The 19,783-nt window shown below is 59.3% G+C and carries 18 protein-coding genes and 1 tRNA gene; 16 read left to right on the forward strand and 3 right to left on the reverse strand.

Features of this window, described 5'->3' with window-relative positions; genetic code table 11:
• Positions 1-134 precede the first annotated feature (134 nt).
• The 3 genes from ON14_RS13735 to mfd all read left to right on the forward strand — a co-directional run bounded on the left by ON14_RS13735 (position 135) and on the right by mfd (position 5,113).
• On the forward strand, positions 135-755 hold the full coding sequence (locus ON14_RS13735) for a 50S ribosomal protein L25/general stress protein Ctc (protein ID WP_010205948.1): 621 nt from the start codon (positions 135-137) through the stop codon (positions 753-755).
• 26 nt (positions 756-781) lie between these two features.
• Positions 782-1,363 (forward strand): aminoacyl-tRNA hydrolase, encoded by a 582-nt coding sequence (pth, locus tag ON14_RS13740; protein WP_026037749.1) that lies wholly within the window; start codon positions 782-784, stop codon positions 1,361-1,363.
• Positions 1,364-1,453: 90 nt separating this feature from the next.
• The gene (gene mfd / locus ON14_RS13745) at positions 1,454-5,113 is read left to right on the forward strand and encodes a transcription-repair coupling factor (RefSeq protein ID WP_010205951.1); all 3,660 of its coding nucleotides are present in this window, start codon (positions 1,454-1,456) and stop codon (positions 5,111-5,113) included.
• On the opposite strand, the gene ON14_RS15305 is transcribed toward mfd, so the two are convergent.
• The 3 genes from ON14_RS15305 to ON14_RS13760 all read right to left on the reverse strand — a co-directional run bounded on the left by ON14_RS15305 (position 5,110) and on the right by ON14_RS13760 (position 7,529).
• A complete protein-coding gene (locus ON14_RS15305; protein WP_010205953.1) occupies positions 5,110-5,952 on the reverse strand; it encodes a CPBP family intramembrane glutamic endopeptidase in 843 nt (280 codons plus the stop codon). The two genes, mfd and ON14_RS15305, sit on opposite strands and share 4 nt — an antisense overlap.
• 119 nt (positions 5,953-6,071) lie before the next feature.
• A complete protein-coding gene (locus ON14_RS13755; RefSeq protein ID WP_010205954.1) occupies positions 6,072-6,716 on the reverse strand; it encodes a thermonuclease family protein in 645 nt (214 codons plus the stop codon).
• Between the two features lie 21 nt (positions 6,717-6,737).
• Complete coding sequence (locus tag ON14_RS13760) at positions 6,738-7,529, reverse strand: SGNH/GDSL hydrolase family protein (RefSeq protein ID WP_141630077.1); 792 nt, start codon at positions 7,527-7,529, stop codon at positions 6,738-6,740.
• Between the two features lie 99 nt (positions 7,530-7,628).
• Between ON14_RS13760 and mazG the strand changes: the two genes are divergently transcribed.
• The 13 genes from mazG (at position 7,629) to ON14_RS13825 (ending at position 19,773) form a co-directional block, all read left to right on the forward strand.
• On the forward strand, positions 7,629-8,342 hold the full coding sequence (gene mazG / locus ON14_RS13765; RefSeq protein WP_010205956.1) for a nucleoside triphosphate pyrophosphohydrolase: 714 nt from the start codon (positions 7,629-7,631) through the stop codon (positions 8,340-8,342).
• Positions 8,343-8,621: 279 nt separating this feature from the next.
• Positions 8,622-9,221 carry a TetR/AcrR family transcriptional regulator gene (locus ON14_RS15310; protein ID WP_202800969.1) on the forward strand — a complete coding sequence of 200 codons (600 nt, stop codon included), beginning with the start codon at positions 8,622-8,624 and terminating at the stop codon, positions 9,219-9,221.
• Between the two features lie 85 nt (positions 9,222-9,306).
• The gene (gene hisS / locus ON14_RS13775) at positions 9,307-10,599 is read left to right on the forward strand and encodes a histidine--tRNA ligase (RefSeq protein ID WP_010205958.1); all 1,293 of its coding nucleotides are present in this window, start codon (positions 9,307-9,309) and stop codon (positions 10,597-10,599) included.
• Positions 10,600-10,625: 26 nt separating this feature from the next.
• Entirely contained in the window at positions 10,626-11,402 is a 777-nt protein-coding gene (locus ON14_RS13780) for a CPBP family intramembrane glutamic endopeptidase (RefSeq protein ID WP_010205960.1), read from the forward strand.
• Positions 11,403-11,462: 60 nt separating this feature from the next.
• Positions 11,463-12,743, forward strand: coding sequence for a phosphopyruvate hydratase (gene eno / locus ON14_RS13785; protein WP_010205961.1), 1,281 nt, complete (start codon positions 11,463-11,465; stop codon positions 12,741-12,743).
• A 30-nt stretch (positions 12,744-12,773) separates the two neighbouring features.
• A complete protein-coding gene (locus ON14_RS13790; RefSeq protein ID WP_026037750.1) occupies positions 12,774-13,280 on the forward strand; it encodes an FtsB family cell division protein in 507 nt (168 codons plus the stop codon).
• A complete protein-coding gene (locus ON14_RS13795; protein ID WP_010205963.1) occupies positions 13,277-13,819 on the forward strand; it encodes a DUF501 domain-containing protein in 543 nt (180 codons plus the stop codon). Before ON14_RS13790 ends, ON14_RS13795 begins: the two co-directional genes overlap by 4 nt.
• A complete protein-coding gene (locus tag ON14_RS13800) occupies positions 13,816-15,069 on the forward strand; it encodes a S8 family serine peptidase (protein ID WP_010205964.1) in 1,254 nt (417 codons plus the stop codon). The genes ON14_RS13795 and ON14_RS13800 overlap by 4 nt, the downstream gene beginning before the upstream one ends.
• A gap of 40 nt (positions 15,070-15,109) precedes the next feature.
• Positions 15,110-16,426 carry an NAD(P)/FAD-dependent oxidoreductase gene (locus ON14_RS13805; protein ID WP_010205965.1) on the forward strand — a complete coding sequence of 439 codons (1,317 nt, stop codon included), beginning with the start codon at positions 15,110-15,112 and terminating at the stop codon, positions 16,424-16,426.
• 35 nt (positions 16,427-16,461) lie between these two features.
• Positions 16,462-16,535: transfer RNA gene (locus tag ON14_RS13810), tRNA-Leu, on the forward strand.
• A 222-nt stretch (positions 16,536-16,757) separates the two neighbouring features.
• Complete coding sequence (locus ON14_RS13815; RefSeq protein WP_010205966.1) at positions 16,758-16,967, forward strand: hypothetical protein; 210 nt, start codon at positions 16,758-16,760, stop codon at positions 16,965-16,967.
• A gap of 276 nt (positions 16,968-17,243) precedes the next feature.
• Positions 17,244-18,302: a DUF4062 domain-containing protein gene (locus tag ON14_RS13820; protein WP_158000098.1), complete on the forward strand. Its 1,059-nt coding sequence runs from the start codon at positions 17,244-17,246 to the stop codon at positions 18,300-18,302.
• Between the two features lie 223 nt (positions 18,303-18,525).
• Entirely contained in the window at positions 18,526-19,773 is a 1,248-nt protein-coding gene (locus ON14_RS13825) for a hypothetical protein (RefSeq protein ID WP_010205969.1), read from the forward strand.
• Positions 19,774-19,783 lie beyond the last annotated feature (10 nt).

Consider the following 19,783-nt stretch of genomic DNA (forward strand, 5'->3'; position numbering starts at 1 on the left):
CCTCACGTGGCAGATCACCGATCTGCCGGCGTTCGAGTTGAACAACAGACACTGATCTGGGCACTACTCCACAGGACACAATTGCACTGGGGACGACTGCCCATTACGGACCACTGGTCCTCTAGGAGATAACAATGGCTAAGCCAGGCGTTAACCACGTAGTCACGGATGCCCGTGAATCCTTCGGCAAGGGTGCTGCTCGCAAGCTCCGTGCCCTGGGCAAGATCCCCGCCGTCATCTACGGTCACGGCACCGACCCCATCCACGTTGCCCTCCCGGGTCACGAAATCGGACTCATCCTGCGCAAGTCGAACCAGATCTTGGACCTCGACATCAACGGCAAGAGCCAGCTCGCGCTGGTCAAGGATGTTCAGAAAGACCCCGTTCGCCAGATCATCGAGCACATCGACCTCGTCGTCATCCGCAAGGGTGAGAAGGTCATCGTTGATGTACCGATCCACGTCACTGGTGAGCCCGCGCCCGGTACCATCTACAACCTCGACGCACCGACCATCTCGGTTGAGGCTGAAGCAACTCACATTCCTGAGTACTTCACCGTTGACATCGATGGCAACGAAGAGGGCGACCACGTCTACGCCAAGGACGTCACCCTCATCGAGGGCTCGAACCTGCTTTCCGACCCCGACCTTCTCGTGGTCCTCGTGAGCATGCCTCGTTCGTCGGTTGAAGCTGAAGCTGCTGAAGAAGTAGCCGCAGCCGTTGCTGCCGACGCCGCTGCAGAGGCTGCTGAATAATTCGTTTCTTTCGTAAGCGAGAAATCGTGGATGACCAATGGTTAGTAGTCGGGCTCGGTAACCCCGGGCCCGGCTACGCCGGTAATCGCCACAACGTGGGCCACATGGTGCTGGCCCATTTGGCAGACGAGTCGTCTGCCACTTTCAAGAACCACAAATCCAATGCTGCGGTCGCTGAAGGCCGCAGCTTTGGTGCTGGCCCCAAGCTGATTCTGGCTAAGCCCAATTCATTCATGAATCTTTCGGGTGGCCCCGTTGCTGCCCTCATGCGGTTCTACAAGATTCCCGTTGAACGCCTCATCGTCGTGCACGATGAGCTCGACATCGACTTCGACACTGTGAAGCTCAAGACTGGTGGCGGTCACGGCGGTCACAACGGCATCCGTGATATCGCTGCTGCCGCTGGCTCGCCAGATTTCACCCGTGTTCGAGTGGGCATCGGTCGCCCGCCCGGTCGCCAACCCGCCGCCGACTTTGTGCTGCGTGACTTTTCGGGCGAAGAACGCAAAGCCTTGCCCAATCTTCTGAGTGATGCTGCGGATGCGGTCACCATGGTCGCGAGCGAAGGCCTCGAAGCCGCGCAACAGCGTTTCCATAGCCCGCGCTAGCTGCCTCTGGTGCCCTAGCGACGCCGCTTGACCGCTGCGCTGTGGGTGAACTCGCACTGTGCTGTCGGTAGCCGCGAGTAGACTCCTCCGGTGACTCTTGACGGACTTATCTCAGCACTTTCGCGCGCCAAAACTGTGCAGAACGCGCTGCGATTTTCGCAGCACAGCGCAGACTTCTCCCTCGTCGAAGGTCTGAGAGCCCCTTTATTGGGCGGGCTATTAACGCAGTCGAAGGCGCCGCGCTCGCTGCTTGCGATCACAGCGACTGGCCGCGAATCAGAATCTTTGCGTCGTTCGCTGACCAGCTATCTTCCTGATGCGCAGGTTGTCGAGTTTCCGGCGTGGGAGACGCTTCCCCATGAACGGTTGAGCCCCAGTGCCGAAACTGTCGGCAAGCGCATGCAGGCGCTGCGCGATCTTGCGCGCTGGCAAGAGAACCCTGTCGGCCAATTTGTGTTGGTGGCTTCGGTGCGGGCAGCGCTGCAGCCCATCGCCGACAATCTCACAGCGATTGAGCCCATCGAGCTGAAGGCTGGCGGCCGCAACTACGATCTTTCGGCGCTGTCCGAGCGCCTTGTTGCATTGGCATATTCTCGCGTCGACATGGTGACCCGGCGCGGCGAGTTCGCGGTGCGCGGCGGAATTCTCGACGTGTTTGCGCCCAACCACGAGCATCCATTGCGGCTTGAATTCTTTGGCGACGAGCTTGAGCAGTTGCGCGAATTCTCGGTTGCCGATCAGCGGTCCATCGATGGAGACATTCTGACCGCCGAGCTGGTGCCGAGCCGCGAGGTGCTGCTGAGTGATTCTGTCCGCCAACGTGCGCGCGAAATGCAGCACGAGTTTCCGAGCCTCTCGACGATGCTCGCAAAAATCGCCGAGGGCATCCCCGTTGATGGAATGGAGTCGCTCGCGCCGGCGCTCGTCGACAAGCTCGTGCCCCTCACTCATTACTTGCCTGCGGATGCCGCAATCGCGGTGTTGTCGCCAGAAAAGGTGTCCTCCCGGGCCGTGAACCTCGCCGAAACGAACCGTGAATTTCTGAGCGCTGCGTGGAATGCGGCAACGGCGGGAGCCGAAGCCCCCATTGATTTGGATGCCGGAGACTTTCTCACCCTTAATTCACTTCGAGAGTCTGCGGGTTCGCGCCCGTGGTGGACTCTCAGCACGTTCGACTCGGGGGAGGCGGATGCCGAAAGCTTGCTCGATTCAGCGGAGGAAGCATCCGAATATGTGCGCATTGATGCCGCAGCAATGCCGACCTTTGCGGGAACCGTCGATGGCGCTCTCGATCATGTCGCACAGCTGCTGAACGACGGGTGGACGGTCGGAATCATTGCCGAGGGCGCTGGGCTTGTGGAGCGCACCGCCAACCTGCTCGCTGAGCGTGAGCTCGCGGGGCGTGCTGTTGAGACGTTCCCGGCCGAGACTGAGCCGGGCGTTGCCTACCTGCTGCGGGCATCCGTGGATCATGGTTTTGCCGTTGAGAGCCTCAAGCTTGCGGTGCTCAGTGAAGGCGAGTTCTTTGGGCGTTCGGTGGGCTACGGCGCGCGCCCCACGCGCAAGTTGGCGACACGACGCAAGAACGTTGTTGACCCGATTCAGCTCAAGAGTGGCGACTTTGTGGTGCATCACACGCACGGCATCGGCAAATTCCTCGAGCTGGTGACGCGTGAAGTGAGCACTGGTGGCCGCAATGCGGTCAAGACTCAGCGCGAATTTTTGGTGCTCGAGTATGCGCCAAACAAGCGCGGTTACCCCGGCGACAAACTGTATGTGCCCACCGATCAGCTCGACTTGCTGTCGCGCTATGTTGGCGGCGAAGCGCCAACCCTCAACAAGATGGGCGGCAGCGACTGGTCGGCCGCTAAGACCAAAGCGCGCAAGGCTGTGCGCGACATTGCTGTTGAGCTTGTGAAGCTCTACAGCGCCCGCATGGCCAGCAGAGGACATGCTTTTGGGGCCGATACCCCCTGGCAGCGCGAGCTCGAAGAAGCGTTTGCCTTTGCCGAAACCCCCGATCAGCTCACCACGATCGATGAGGTCAAGGCCGACATGCAGAGCCCGGTCCCCATGGACCGGCTGCTGAGCGGTGACGTGGGATACGGCAAGACTGAGGTTGCGGTTCGGGCCGCCTTCAAGGCTGTTCAGGATGGCAAGCAAGTCGCCATGATCGTGCCAACTACTCTGCTCGTGCGTCAGCACATCGAGACCTTCGCTGATCGTTTTGCCGGATTCCCGGTGCATTTGCGAGCCCTCAGTCGCTTCCAGACCGACAAAGAATCGCGCGAAACCATCGCCGGCCTCGCCGACGGAACCGTGGATGTCGTTATCGGCACCCACCGTTTGCTGTCGAAAAATATTGCTTTCAAAGATCTCGGGCTCGTCATCATCGACGAAGAGCAACGCTTCGGTGTTGAGCACAAAGACGCTCTCAAGAAGCTCAAAACCAACGTTGATATTTTGGCGATGACGGCAACCCCCATTCCCCGAACTCTTGAAATGGCGGTGACGGGCATCCGCGAAATGTCGACACTGGCCACCCCGCCAGAAGACCGGCACCCCATCCTCAGCTTCGTTGGCCCTTACTCGGAGCGCCAAGTTTCGGCAGCAATTCGCCGGGAATTGCTTCGCGAAGGGCAAATCTTCTACGTACACAACCGGGTTAGTTCCATCAACCGGGTGGCAGCGAAGCTTGCCGAGCTGGTTCCGGATGCTCGAATCGCTGTTGCGCACGGCCAACTACCCGAAGCCGTACTCGAGCAAGTGATGGTCGACTTCTGGGAGCGAAAATTTGATGTGCTCGTCTCGACCACGATCATTGAAACCGGGCTCGACATTGCTAACGCCAACACTCTGATCATCGACCGTGCCGACAAGTATGGGCTCAGTCAGCTTCATCAGCTGCGTGGCCGCGTCGGTCGTGGTCGCGAACGGGCCTACGCCTACTTCCTCTATGACGAAGAAAAGCCGCTCAGCGAAACGGCTCACGAACGCCTCGACACCATAGCTGCCAACAACGAGCTGGGTGCTGGAATGCAGATCGCGCTCAAAGACCTAGAGATTCGTGGTGCCGGAAATTTGCTCGGTGGCGAACAGTCGGGACATATCGCTGGCGTCGGATTCGACCTCTATTTGCGGATGATCGGCGAAGCAGTCTCAACATTCCGCGGCGACGTAGCCGAAGGGCAAACCGAGCTGCGTCTTGAGCTGCCGATTGATGCCAACATTCCCGAAGACTATGTCGAAAGCGAACGACTGCGGCTCGAGGCATACCAAAAGCTCTCGACGGCCAGCGCGCCCGCGGCATCCGCCGACAGCATTGATCGCGTGCTCGAAGAACTCACCGACCGCTACGGCGAGCCGCCCGAGCAGGTTCAACACCTTATTGCCGTCTCACGGCTTCGCCGCATGGCGCAGAAGATTGGTTTGAGCGAAGTCGTCGTCATGGGCGACAAGCTGCGGGTGGCCCCCGCCGACTTGCTCGACTCGAAACAGGTTCGGCTGCAGCGCATGTATCCGGGATCGAAATATCACTCAGCGGCGGCCGCAGCGATTATTCCGCTGCCAACGGGGGCAAGCGACGGCCGACTCGTCGAGTGGACCAACGACCTCCTGATCTCCGTGTTTGGAGCAAAAGACACCGTGACCGAACTTGCCGAACTGGCTGAAGCCGAGAAAGTTGCCGCAGCCGAGGCTGCGACGGTAGCGCCCGCAGCGGCGAAGGCGGCGGGCACGAAGAAGGCTTAGCTCTCGGGCACCGTTACCTCGGGAACAACGGGGGTGCGTTTGGGCGGAAACGCGAGTGGATTGAGCCGCCCGTCGATGCGGTGCACGTGACCAATCGCCATCGGGATGACGACGAGCGACCGCAGGTCGAGCACGGCATGCGCGATGATGGCGACCAGGATGCTGCCGCTCAGCACGTAGAGCGCCATGAAGATCATCCCGATCACCGTCGTCACGACAATTCCCGCAACGCCCTGATACGAATGCATAAGCCCGAAGAGCAGCAAACTGCCCACGACAGCAACAATGGCGTTGCCGGTGGTAGCAAAAAGCAGTGCGGGCAAGGCGAGTCTGAACAGCAGTTCTTCGACAACACCGGCGTTGATCGAAAGTAGCCCGCCGAGAACCAACTCTTGACGGTTACGGGGCAGGATGGCCTGAATATCGCCGACGGCAATGATCTCGTCGCCCTCTTTACGCACCGCGATGACGCCGGCAATCGTGAGACCCACAATCCCGATGATGATGCCGACAATGATGCCGACCGTTACCGAAGGTCGCGCAGCGAGTACAGACAGCAGCCAGGACACCCACGACCAGCCCTGCACCTCGGTGAGCAGGTCAGGGGCAAACTGCCCGCTGGCGAGCAGGGTGACCAATGACATTCCGCCGAAGAGGGTGAACGAAATGATGAGCCACCGGCGCAACATGAGTTGGCGACGTTTTGTGGTGCGAAACCGCTTGAAGCGTCGGTACTCCCGCTGATCCCGACGGAAGGTGCGCAGCGCGAGTGCAGTCAGCACCCCGACGAGGGTGAGCCACAAAAGCGCGAGCATGACGGGATTGGTGGGGTCGAGCATCCACCAATCGTGCCATGCGTTCGCTGGGAAGCTCGGGAACCCATACCGGGCTCGTTGACCAGCGGCGCCGCGCAAGAACTCTAACCCCACCAGTGTGGACGCTTTGGGTAATGCGCGTTCTAGCAGCGGCCCCACATGCCGAGTTTGGCCGTGGCAGCGTCATCTTCGGCGCTACGCAGCTCAGTCCAATAGCGGTCGTTGAGGCCAACTTTGAGCGCTTCGGCAGCACCGAGTTCGATCATGGCGAGGTTCACAAAAGTTCCATCGTCGAGGTGCACATAAAGCAGTGAACGACCGTAGTGATCTTCTGGTTCGCGATCCTCAGAGGCCCACACGTGGGTGCCTTCGGGCAGAAAGTCTCGCAACAGTTCCCGAGCCTCTTCGCCGTAGCATTCGCCGGCATCGGGGCGCTGGGTGCTATCGAGTTCTGGAGTATCAATTCCGATCAATCGCACCTTCAGTTCGGTGCTTCCATCGTCGAGATAAAGCGTGTCTCCGTCGTGCACATAGTTGACGGTCGCCCCGAAAGCGTCAGCCGGGATGCCCGCAGCGCCAGCACCCGCAGTCGAGGCTGGCTCCTCGCTGCCACTTTCTGCCGCCACAGTCGAGTCTGCCGGTGTCGCTGGGGCACTCGATGAATCACTACTCGCCGACTCAAAGCCGGGTAACGAGGCTCCTGCGTACACGGCGACGGCGACAGCGCCAACGACCGCAACAGTAATGGCGGTGCCGAGAATGCGGGGGCGTCTGTTCTGGTCGACCACCCGACAATCTTTGCATGACGCTTAGTTAGTCAACGTTTCTGGGCGAATGGCATTGGCGATTGTCGCACCGAGTTGTCGCCCCCATGCCGAATGGATGGTTCGCCACGTGTGCACCTCTGGAATGAAACTGCCGAACGCATCCAATCGAGGAAATGGCGAATAACTCACAGTGGGGTGAGCCGCCGCAAGCTCAATGGTCGTCTGGTTGAGGCGAAGAATCTGCAGCGCCAAAATTCGTTTCACAAACGTGGGCATGCTCCTAAACCGATACATCGGCGGAACAGCGGCGAAAACTATCGCACAATCTGGGCGCGGGCCCTGGCGAACGAGCTCCACGATGCGTTCGAGGCTAGCCGACCACTCGTTGACAGTGGTTCCCGTCAGCACGTCAGGGGGGCCGACGATGACGACAATCGCGTCCACGTCAAGGGAAGTTTTAGTGAGTTGCGTCGCGGCGCGAGTGACGGTGAGTTCTGGGCCCGTCATGGTCGTCCACGAGCATCCGATGCTGTGCTCTCGGGCGGTATAGCGGGCGCTTTGCGACACAACGCCGAGCCCATGGTTGAGCACTCCGTAGCCGGATGCTGCAGAGTCTCCGAGAAAAAGGAGTCGTGCGGGGGTGGGCCCGGCAACTTCACCATCGGCGACGCCGGTCGGAAAGAGAGCGTTCGCGACATCGAGGCGATAGGCCACCATGTTTACTCTCAGGAGCGGGCGAAAGGCGCGGACGACAGTGCCGGTGAGACGACGTCGAAATCGAGTGCCGAGGTGGAGGGCTGTGGCAGTTAATGGACGCGTGTTCGTCTCTGTCACAAGCTACATAGTGGACGACGGTGAGCCAGACTTCAGGCTAGACATACCCAAACTTCATTCGTGATCTTCACTTAGTTTTGGTAGTGGGAGGATGGGGATATGACCGAGCCTGCTGCGCCCCATCCTGAACTCGACAAATTGATCGACACTCTCGAGCGGCTGCGTGCGCCGGGTGGTTGTGCGTGGGATCGTGACCAAACCCACGAGTCGCTGGTGCAACACCTCGTCGAAGAGACGTACGAACTCATCGAGGCGATCGAAGCGGGTGAACCGGCAGACATGGTCGAAGAGTTGGGCGATGTGCTCTATCAGGTGCTCTTTCACTCCGACATTGCTGCCGAAGCTGGCCGGTTCACTCTCGAAGATGTTGCCGCAAATATGACAGCCAAAATGATTGGCCGTCACCCTCACGTGTTTGGGGACGCGACGGCGGAGACGGCGGATGACGTCATTGCGGTGTGGGATGACCTCAAGAAAACTGAGAAGCCGCATCGCACCAGCGTGGTTGACGGTATTCCCCAGGGGATGCCAGCGCTGGCGCTCGCCGACAAACTATTGGGGCGTGCGCACAAAATTGGGCTTCTTGATGCCACAGTGCCCGGCGCGATCAATGTCACTCAGGAAGACGAACTCGGTCCGTTGTTGCTGGCCATTGTGGCGTCTGCCAAAGCGAATGGCCTCGACTCCGAGCGGGCATTGCGCACCGCGCTGCGCAGCTTGACCGCCGAAATACAGGCGCACGAAGCACAGTCAGCCGCAACTGAAGAGTCAGTTGCCGCCGAGACAATGGGCTCAGAGACCAACGGCAACTAGCGGCCGTGGGGAGAAATGGGTGGTGCCCTCTCTAACCCGAATAGAGAGGGCACCGGCGTAATGTCAGTAGATGAGACATGTGATCGCACGTCGATCATCTAGTAGAAGACATCACGCGTTTAAGGATCGGTGGGATTACCCGGCCGACCGATCCAGCGTAGGAGAAGCCCCTGGTGAGGGGGATTCACGTTGAGTTGGTGCCATTAACAGGGTTAAGGCACAAGGAGAAATCATAACCCTTGCTGACGCCATTAGCAAACAACCGTTATGTTAATCAACATGGCTCGCACACCTGACCCGACCCGCAAGCCGGCACTGATCCAACAGGCACTCTATTTTCTTGTTGATAAGCCGCTGTCTAGTCTCACTTTTCGCTCTCTAGCGAAAGCGCTCGACGTGAGCACTTTCACGCTCGTTTACCATTTCGGCACCCGTGCAGAACTGATCCGGGAGATTGTTCATGCCAACGCGCGTGGTGTTAGCCCCGAAGCAGCTGCCGCCATGCCCGCCGGTACTTTAGAAGAGTACTTTTCGAGCCTGTATCTTTCTTGGCAATGGGCACAATCGCCCGAGAATCTTCATCGGGTTCGCCTCGAGTTTGAAGCGGGTTTGCTCGAAGCTGTGGCGCGCGATCAACTAACCGTGACTCGCAACTTTTTTGAGCAGTGGATCATTCTGGGAACAGCGGCGCTCGTTTCGCTCGGCGTCGAACAAAAACAAGCCGAAATCGAATCCCGACTCCTCATCAACACCTTCCACGGTGTGCAATTCGATCTCGTTCTTAACCAGAACCTCGAAGTATCAACAGCCGTCTTCGAAACTGCGGTACGGCACCATCGCAGTCGAATCGAGGCTCTCGTCGGCGACGCAGCGCACTAAGCGCACCTGGCAGTATCCGTGACGAAGCGCCCCGAAGTTCCATTGCGTGCCAGAGACGCCGGTTGCGTGCGAGAGAATAGGAATTATGGCGTCAACTGTTAATCCTCCCCGCGGAATGCGCGACTTTCTTCCGACTGACAAGGCTCGGCGCGAACGCGTGCTCGGCGTGATTCGCGACAGCTACCGGGCTCATGGTTTCGATGAGATCGAAACCCCCGTAATGGAAGACAGTGCACGCCTGCATGCCGGTTTGGGCGGCGACAACGAGAAGCTCGCGTTCGCTGTCATGAAGCGGGGGCTCACTACAGAGAAGCTGCAGGCTGCATCCGAAGTTCTTGATCTCGCCGATTTGGGATTGCGGTTCGACCTCACCGTTCCTCTGGCGCGGTTTTATGCCACCCACCGCGCGGAGCTTCCCAAGGTTTTTCGGGCGATTCAGATGGCGCCTGTGTGGCGCGCCGAGCGTCCGCAGAAGGGACGCTACCGCCAGTTCGTCCAGTGCGACATCGACATCATTGGCGAGGCCGGTGCCAGCGCAGAGATCGAATTGATCACCGCTACCGCCGCCACGCTTGACGCTCTTGGCATTGAGGGCTGCACAATTCGGGTGAACGACCGGCGCCTTCTTACGAGTGCGCTGACGGTGCTCGGGTTTCCGGCCAAAGAACACGAATCGGTGCTCATTACCGTCGACAAGCTCGACAAGCTCGGGGCCGACGGCGTGATTGCCGAACTCCGCGAGCGTGCCTTCCCCGATGCTCCCGTTGCTGCGCTCGCCCAATTTCTACAACGCCCCCAGGCTGAGTCAAAGTCCGAGTTCACGGCGGACACCATTCGCGCCGCACTTCCCGCTGGTGTCAATGACGACGTAGTTGCTGAACTGGCAGCCATTGGTCAGGCAGTTGAAGCCGGTCGCGGCACTTCTGGCGCGCTCATCGAGTTCGACCCGTGGTTGGTGCGCGGAATGGGGTACTACACCGGAGCAATTTTTGAGGTCGCTCACCCCGCTCTCGGCTATTCCTTGGGTGGCGGCGGCCGTTACGACGGCATGATTGGGCGTTTCCTGGGCAGCGATGTGCCCGCTGTCGGTTTCTCTCTTGGCTTTGAGCGACTCGTTGATCTTGTTCAGGTGGATGACGCAGCGAATGACGATCAACTAGCTCTCGTCTATGACGCTGATGTTGACCCGTCTCAACTCGTGCGTTTGCAAGCGGAGCTCATCCGGTCGGGCAAGCGAGTGCGCCTAGAGCTGCGTCCCCGCAAATTGCCCCAGTTGCTTGATCAGTTGGCTCAGAGCGGCTTCACGAGTTTTGCGACAGTCCGTGCAGATTCGACCAGTGTTGCTAGCCTAGATTTCAAGCCGCTCAGCGGAGAGTAGCTCGGCAGCGAATCCTCCGTGCGACGATGCATCCGGATGGGCGCTCGCGTCGTCGGGCGCTGGGTCTTGGCTCGGTTCGCCCTCTCGGGCGATTTTTTCGCTATTTAGCCTTGGCGCTTGTGGTGCCGCCGGCGCTCATCCTCGCGGCTCTGGTCGTTGGCGCTGCCTTCGGTGTCTACCCGGCCGACTTCATTAACTTTTCGGGCTTTCAGGAGACGCTGGATGCTCAGCTCGCCGCTCTCGACCAAGACCCGCTGCCGGTACCGATCGCGGTTCTTGTTGCAGCGCAGTTCGTGAATGTGCTCATTGGCTCCATCATCAACGTGATTCCGGCGTTGGGCGAAGAGCTGGGATGGCGTGGCTGGCTGCTGCCTAAACTTCTGCCGCTGGGGGTTGTGCCCGCAATTCTGATCTCGGGTGTCATCTGGGGGCTCTGGCATGCGCCCCTCATTTTGCTCGGCTATAACTATGGCGACGCGCCAGGGTGGCTCGCGCTCGCGGCGATGGTGGGGATGACGATTGTGATCGGCGGGGTGTTTGCGTGGCTGCGCATCCGGTCGGAGTCGGTGTGGCCGGCGGCTCTCGCCCACGGCGCGTTCAATGCGGCGGCCGGGTTTTCGCTTGTGTTTGTTATGGCTGGCGAAATATTTAGTCCTCTTGAGGCAACGATTCTGGGCTGGACCGGTTGGTTGGTTCCTCTCGTGCTCGTCGTCATCTTGGTGGCTACGGGCCAGTTTCGCGCCCCGGCACCGCGAGACTCCGAGTTAGCTGCGGAGTCGGCATCGCTCGCTGGCTCGGAGTAGGCTTTCCCTCGGACATCCACCACTAATAGTCCAAACAATCTTTCTTAAAGGAGATCCCCTGTGGCCTTGATCGAAGCAGTTGGCGCCCGTGAAATTCTTGACTCTCGGGGCAACCCGACCGTTGAGGTTGAAGTTTTGCTCGACGACGGTGTGGTTTCCCGCGCCGCAGTTCCTTCGGGAGCATCCACCGGTGCGTTTGAGGCTTACGAGCTTCGCGACGGTGACAAGAGCCGTTACCTCGGCAAGGGCGTGCAGAAGGCCGTCGACGCGGTAATCGACGATCTCGGCCCTGCGATCGAAGGCCTTGACGCCTCCGACCAGCGTCTCGTTGATGCCGAACTTATCGCGGTCGATGGCACCGAAAACAAGAAGACTTTGGGCGCTAACGCGATCCTCGGTGTTTCTCTTGCGGTTGCTAAGGCTGCAGCCGACTCGGCAGACCTTCCCCTGTTCCGCTACCTCGGTGGCCCAAACGCTCACGTGCTGCCGGTGCCGATGATGAACGTCATCAACGGTGGCTCGCACGCCGACAGCAATGTCGACATCCAAGAATTCATGATTCTTCCCCACGGTGCCGAAACCTTCAGCGAGGGTCTCCGTTGGGGCGTTGAGACGTACCACACGCTCAAAGACTTGCTCAAGAGCAAGGGCCTCAGTACTGGCCTCGGCGACGAGGGTGGTTTCGCCCCCGACCTCTCCAGCAACCGTGCTGCGCTCGACCTGCTCATGGAAGCGATCGAAAAGGCTGGCTTCACGCCGGGCAAGGACATCGCTGTTGGCCTCGACGTTGCCGCAACAGAGTTCTACAAAGACGGTTCGTACACGTTCGAAGGCACCTCGAAGTCGGCCGGCGAAATGAGTGCGTACTACGCCGAGCTCGTTTCGGCTTACCCGCTCGTCTCGATCGAAGACCCGCTAGACGAAGACGACTGGGAGGGCTGGGCTCAGCTCACCGCCGAAATCGGTTCGAAGACTCAGATCGTCGGAGATGACCTGTTCGTCACCAACCCGAAGCGTCTCGCCAAGGGAATCGAACTCGCCACGGCAAACTCGATCCTCGTGAAGGTGAACCAGATCGGTTCGCTCACCGAGACCCTCGACGCTGTCGCAATGGCTCAGCGCGCTGGCTACACGGCCGTCATTTCGCACCGTTCCGGTGAGACCGAAGACACCACCATTGCTGACCTTGCGGTTGCACTCAACACTGGCCAGATCAAGACTGGTGCACCGGCTCGCTCGGAGCGTGTAGCGAAGTACAACCAGCTGCTACGCATCGAAGAAGAGCTCGGCGATGCCGCTGTTTACGCCGGTCGCACCGCCTTCCCGCGGTTCAACGGCTAGCACTCACTAGCGTCGTCTAGCATCGAACGCATGGCTAGGCGAGTACGAGCACAAAAGGTAGCGGTGTCGCTGCCCGAAGAGAGCGCGCCCGAACATTGGTTGCGCACGATCCGCTTTTCGGGCTTCACCGTGCTCATGCTTGGTTTGCTCATACTCGCCGTCATCGTTCTTGCGCCCAACCTGCGCATTCTGATTGACCAACAGCAGACCATCGCCCAGTTGCAGTCAGAGGTAGATGAGGCCCAAGAGTCGGTCGACAGCCTCAATGAGAATGTCGCTCGTTGGGACGATCGTGCCTACATCGAGTCTCAAGCTCGCGACCGCCTGTACTACGTGTACCCGGGCGAAGTGAGCTACTTGGTGACCGGCGAGGCTGCCGATGTCACGACCAACGATGGCGTGCCGGTGAGCACGAGCATCCAGACCACCAAAATTGATTGGGTGCAGACTCTCGTGTCGTCCATCTACACTGCTGGACTCACCGAAAATGTGCCCGATGAGTTGATCGCCCCCGTAATTGAAGGACCAACGCAATGACCACCCCACCGTTTGACGCTGTCAGCGATGAAGATGTGCGCATTGTGTCGCTTCAACTTGGTCGCCCCGCTCGTGACGTAATCGGCATCGCTGCGCGCTGTGTTTGTGGCGCGCCCACTGTCGTTTCAACCAAGCCACGCTTGAGCGATGGAACGCCGTTTCCCACTATCTATTACCTGTGCCACCCGGCGGCTACGGCATCCGTGTCGACGCTCGAGGCAGAGGGCCACATGCCTGAGCTGGCCGCAATGCTTGAGGGCGACATCGCTGAGCAGTATCAGGCCGCGCATGACGCTTACATCGCTGATCGGGATGGCATCGAGGTTGTTCCTGAACTCGCGGGTGTTTCTGCCGGTGGCATGCCCACTCGCGTGAAGTGCTTGCACGCGCTCGTTGGCCACACGTTGGCCGCTGGCCCTGGGGTAAACCCGATCGGCGACATTGCTCTTGAACGTGCCTCGTGGAACCCCAACGTGTGTCAGTGCCCTGATTATTCGGATGCCGCTGCCGACGAGGTTCCTGGGGAGACTTCTCGATGAAGCGGTGGGCAGTTGGCGCAGTACTGATGGCGAGCGTTGCTTCGCTATTAGTGGCGACGCCTGCCCATGCGGATGCGGTGCGCGATCAGCAGTACTGGCTTCAGGAGTACGGCATTGAGGCAGCGTGGACGACTACTAAGGGCGCCGGAGTCACCATTGCGGTAATCGATACCGGCGTTGATGGCACCGTGCCTGAACTTGTCGGCGCTGTCACCGGCGGCACCGACTTTTCTGGCAAGGGAGCACCAAACGGGCAGCAGCCTGTGGGATCGGACAATCCGGCTCACGGCACGCTCGTGGCGTCGCTAGCTGCTGGGCGTGGCACAGGCCCCGACGCTGGGGTGCTCGGTGCAGCCCCCGAGGCCAACATCATGGCCATCTCGATAGGTTTCACCGGCGGTCCCATTAGTTCCGATGATCAGATTGCTAAAGCAGTTCGCTACGCGGTTGATCAGGGGGCGGATGTCATTAACCTGTCGCTCACTCGCGAAACTTTGGATTGGCCCCTCAGCTGGGATAGCGCTTTCCTCTACGCCATGCAGAACGATGTTGTGGTTGTAGCAGCTGCGGGCAACCGTGGCAGCGGAACCACTTCGGTGGGTGCGCCAGCGACAATGCCCGGCGTTCTGACAGTTGCGGGTGTCGACGTGAATGGGTCGGCCAGTTTCAACGCTTCAACTCAGGGAATCACTATTGGTGTTTCGGCGCCCAGTGAGGACCTCGTCGGCGTCGCCCCCGGTGGCTCGCACGTGCTCTGGAACGGAACCAGTGGTGCAACCCCGATTGTGGCCGGCATTGTGGCGCTCGTGCGTGCCGCGCATCCAGAACTTGATGCTGCCAACGTGATCAACCGCATTGTGAAGACTGCGCACGACACCGGTTCACCTGGTGCCGACGCGATTTACGGTTTCGGGCTTGTGGATGCCGAGGCTGCCGTTGTGGACCGCGTGCCACTAGTGACCAGCAACCCGATGGGCAGTCTTGCCGATTGGATCACGATCTATCGTCGCGCAGAGTCGACCCCGGCACCGCTGCCAACCACTAGCTCGTCTCCCTCACCGGCGCCTGCTCCGGTAGCGCAACCGGATGCTGCTGGCCCAGCGAGCCCGCTCGGAACGCTGCTGCCGACAGTGAGCATGTTGCGCAATGTGGGCGTACCACTTGCTGTTTATGGCATATTTTTGCTTATTTTCGCCGGTTGGGGGCTTGTAGTTTGGCGTCGGTTTAGGAGTATGCGCGAGACAGAGTAAGTTTGGTGGCGAACTTGCCCCTTTTAGGAGACTCTTACTCGTGCCAAAAATCTTGATTGTCGGCGGCGGTTACGCCGGTTTTTACACTGCCCGTAAGCTCGAAAAGTGGCTGCGTCGCGGCGAAGCAGAGGTCACCATGGTTGACCCTCTTCCCTACATGACATACCAGCCGTTCCTGCCGGAGGTTGCTGCAGGAACTATTGAGCCTCGCCACGCTGTGGTCCCTCACCGTCGCCACCTGAAGACCACCAAGGTCATCACGGCGAAGGTCACGGGAGTGAACCACGCGACGAAGACCGCCACGATTCAGCCTGAAGTGGGCGACTCGTGGGAGATGGACTACGACCTCGTGGTTGTCACCGCTGGTGCTGTGTCGCGCACGTTCCCGATTCCGGGCGTTGCTGACGAGGCCATCGGCATGAAGACGATCGAAGAGGCTGTCGCCGTTCGCGACCGTCTCCTCACCAACTTCGACAAGGCAGCTACGTTGCCTGCTGGCCCCGAGCGCGACCGTCTCCTGACGTTCGTTGTTGTTGGTGGCGGCTTTGCCGGTATTGAAGCGTTCGGTGAAATGCGCAGCCTGGCGTCATCACTGCTGCCGCTCTACCCGAGCTTGAACTTCGAAGACACCCACTTCCACCTCATCGAGGCAATGGGCCGCATCATGCCCGAAGTTTCGTTGAAAACGAGCCTGTGGGTTATCAAGAACCTCGCCGAGCGTGGTGCCCAAATTCACCTCGACACCCAGCTGAAGTCTGCTGTGGGTGGCGTTGTTGAGTTGTCGACCGGCGAAAGCTTCGAGTCAGACACCATCGTGTGGACTGCTGGCGTTATGGCCAACCCGGTTGTGCGCAGCACCGACCTTCCGATCGAAGAGCGCGGCCGCATCCGCGTGCAGGCTGACCTTCGTGTCATCAACGACGACGGTGTTGTCGAGGGTGCTTGGGGCGCTGGCGACGTCTGTGCTGTTCCTGACCTCACCGGTGGTGGCGTTGGCGGCTTCTGTGTACCCAACGCCCAGCACGCTGTTCGCCAGGCCAAAACTATGGCCAAGAACATCGTTGCCGACCTTCGTGGCGAAGGCACCAAGGACTACTTCCACAAGAACGCCGGTGCGGTTGCCGGCCTTGGTCTTTACCACGGCGTCTTCCAGTCCGGCAAGATCGCGATCAAGGGCCTCCCGGCCTGGTTCATGCACCGTGGCTACCACGGTATGGCAATGCCGATGTTCGAGCGCAAGGCTCGAGTATTCAGCAACTGGATCACGAGCTTCTTCTGGGGCCGCGACACCATCTCCATCGAGGCACGCGTAGAACCACGCCGCGCCTTCGAAGAGTTCGCATCACGCCCCAAGTAGTGTGATCGCATGCTCCACGCAGAAGCGTGGGGCGTGCCCCGATAGCCCAATTGGCAGAGGCAGATGACTTAAAATCATCACAGTCAGGGTTCGAGTCCCTGTCGGGGCACTGTTTTTAAGATGGGCTAAATTCTCATAACCTACAGAAATATTTGACGATTTCAATCCCCGCCGAGCCGTTCCGTGCCCGCGCTTTGGTCGCGCTTGAAGCAGCTCTATCGTTACTTAGAGCGTTCACCAAGGTGTCCAAGTCATCCGTCGATTAGGGACATGCGCTTTCGCGCGGCAGGCGGCCACATCGAACCATCCGTCGCCGTAATTGGACTGCTTTATGTGGTGGGTTTCCGTTCCCGAGGTGCAGTCCTTCCTCAGCCTTACATCCCGCACACAGGGCGATGTCGAGCACGAGAAAACCCGAGAATGGGACAACTCGGAACGAGTAGCTCTTCGAGGTGCCGACGACGATCCTGCTCTTGACCAGCATCGCATTCTCTCAGACGCTGATTCGTCGGCGCAGAACGTCCACGATGCGAACACTTAGAGGGATTGCTCGCCTCAGTGGAGGCTGGTGTAAGACAAGTTCCTGTTCCGAACGCTTCGCGACCAGTTCTCCGTTCTCGTCGGTCGAGCAAAACAGGTCGGAGACGAAGGCGCGCTTAGGCAAATGCTGACGCCCCAAGGTCGACACACTAGCGTGCTGTGCGCGGGTGTGGTCGAATGAAGCATGAATGCTCAACTTCCGCTGCTCTTCGATCGCCAGTCAAGCAATTCGGCCCCAGATACTCTCGCGCTCCAATCGTGGGGTGCGGCACAACGAGTGTTCGTCAGCAGTTTGATCAGTTCGATGCCCGAGGAACGTGCTGCAGCTCGTGAGGCAATCCAAGCCGTAGGTGCTTTGCCGGTGATGTTCGAGCACGAACTTGGTGCCCAGGACATTACTGCCGAAGCGGCCTACTTAGACGGCGTGAGGCAATCCGGTATCTACGTCGGCGTTTTCGGCCCGCGTTACGGCGTGCGAACCCCGACAGGCAGATCGGCGACCCACGACGAGCTCAAGGAGGCGGAGCGGCTTGGCTTGCGGCTCTGCCTGTTTACGGTGGGTTATGGAACACCATCGATGGACGGAGATCAGCGCGACCTTGTCGACGGTCTTCGAAATCTCTATACGACCAGTGCCTTTAGCGACGCTTCAGGCCTGAAGGAGAAGCTGCACCGCAGACTTAGCGACCTCGCAGCTGAAGAATTATTGCCATGGGTGCGCATCGGCAGGGTGCTGATTCGCGCTTCGAACGTCACCGAGGCGGCGGGCACCTACGGGATCACCGCCATTGTGTACGACCGAACTATCCTCGCGGAGCTCAAACGCATGGGCGAGGAAAGGTCTCAGGTCCCCTACGCAAATCACCTCGAAGCAGGTGACGCGCAAATCGAACAAGTGGCGACGTCCGTGACCAATTCCGCCTTTACAGAAGTGACTATTAAACTCCAACTCCGAAAGCCCCAGCAATCTGGTCTGGGGCGTATGGCAATCAACGGCATCAAGCCCGATGAGATCATCGTTGCTTCACTCTCAGACGGGCTATTCGGAACTTCCCACCTGCCAAGAGGGACCCTCGGGATGGTGCGCCCAGCTAATCCCCTGGAAGAGCTATCGAGCGCTGGGGTACCGGATCGCGCACTTCGCTCAATCGGCAGACTCCTTTTCGGGGAGTTCTTGATGCGCGGTGAGCACGCCACAACGATCGAGCGCTTTGACCTTGGACCGGTACAGGAAGGGGTGCGGCGACTGGTGGCAACCTGGACCCCGCCGCGCCGACACTCTAATGCGCCCGATTTATCACCAGTTACGCTTGACGGGAGCGTTCGGCTGGGTTAGTTGAGCCCGTACTTGGCCTCGACCGCGGTGCCGGACGCAGCAACAGCGCCCACTTCTTTCAGCTATGACCGTTCTTGTATACGACGTCAAAAATGAGTTCCTCACGAAGTATGTAATCCGGCGCAGAGGCGGCCAACTGTCGAGTCAGCACCCGAGATTTGCGGCTCCGCCCAGACGAAGTTGCCAATTAGACTGAGAGAACTTCAATGGAGATAGGAAACTAATGGCACGCAAGCGCGGGTTCTTTGCGGAGATACAGCACCAGAATCAGGTAGCGGCTAGACAAGCGGAGCAGCGACAGCGAGCCGCTGCCGCAGCGCAGCGTCGGGTGGTAGCCGCTCAGCGCGCCGAACAACTCCTTATCGCTGCATCGATTAAGGCATCCGAAGCAGATCGCAAGCGTATGGAGCGGGAAGTTGCCGCGGCCCATGTCGCTTCTATGCTGGCGCAGGTCGAGGAGCAGAACACGGAGCTAGCAGCGATATACGATGAACTCGACACGTTGCTTCAGTCGACTCTTAGCGTCGATGACTACGTTGAGTTAGCTTCCCTGAAGCGGGATTTCGAACAACCGAAATTCGAGCATTCCGACCTTGAAGCACCCGTACCACGGCCCATTGCAATTGTGCCGTCTCAGGAGCCAACCCCTCAACCTCCGGCAAAAGCAACCGGCCTCTTCGGGCGGAAGAAGAAGACTGAAGACGCCCAAGCACTCGCTGATGCGGAGTTCCAGACAGCTCACGCCCGCTGGAGGAGTGAGATGGAGACGCTTCCGGGTCGGCAAGCCAAACTAGACGCCGACTACCAGAAATTGGAGGCGAGCAGGGTCGCCCAATTAGAGAAGGAGCGTGAGCGTTACGTCCAAGAGTCGGCCGAACAAGAGTCCGAAGTCGCCGAGCACAACGCCTCGGTGGACAAGTTCATTGCGGACCTTGGCTATGGAGCAGAAGGAGCCGTGCAGGAATACGTCGGAATCGTCCTCGCTAATTCGCTATATCCAGAGCATTTCGAAGTTGAACACGAGGCAGATTTCGAGCCGAGCACTGCAGAACTAAAAGTGCGAGCGCTCGTGCCGGGCCCCGGTAAAATTCCAGCAATAAAATCTTTCAAGTACACAAAGGCGACCGACCAAATATCGACAGTTGCCCTGGCCCAGAAGGATGCCAAGGGGCGGTACGCGAACGTCGTGAACCAGATCGCTCTTCGCACTCTTCACGAAATATTTGAGGCGGACCGACGCGGGATCATCCAGTCCATTTCACTCGAGGTGGGAACGGAAACAATCAGCCCGGCAACGGGCAAGTCCGTCTACATTCCATTCGTTTTGGTGGGAGCATCTCGGGATTCGTTTATGACAATCGATCTTGGCAACGTGGTTCCGGCTGCGACATTAGGCCATCTCGGAGCGTCCGTCTCGAAGAGCCCCTTTGATCTAACTCCGGTCGCAACCACGGGCATCCGACGATCGTGACGGTCAGGTT

Source organism: Salinibacterium sp. PAMC 21357, assembly GCF_000247645.1.
Lineage (GTDB): Bacteria > Actinomycetota > Actinomycetes > Actinomycetales > Microbacteriaceae > Rhodoglobus.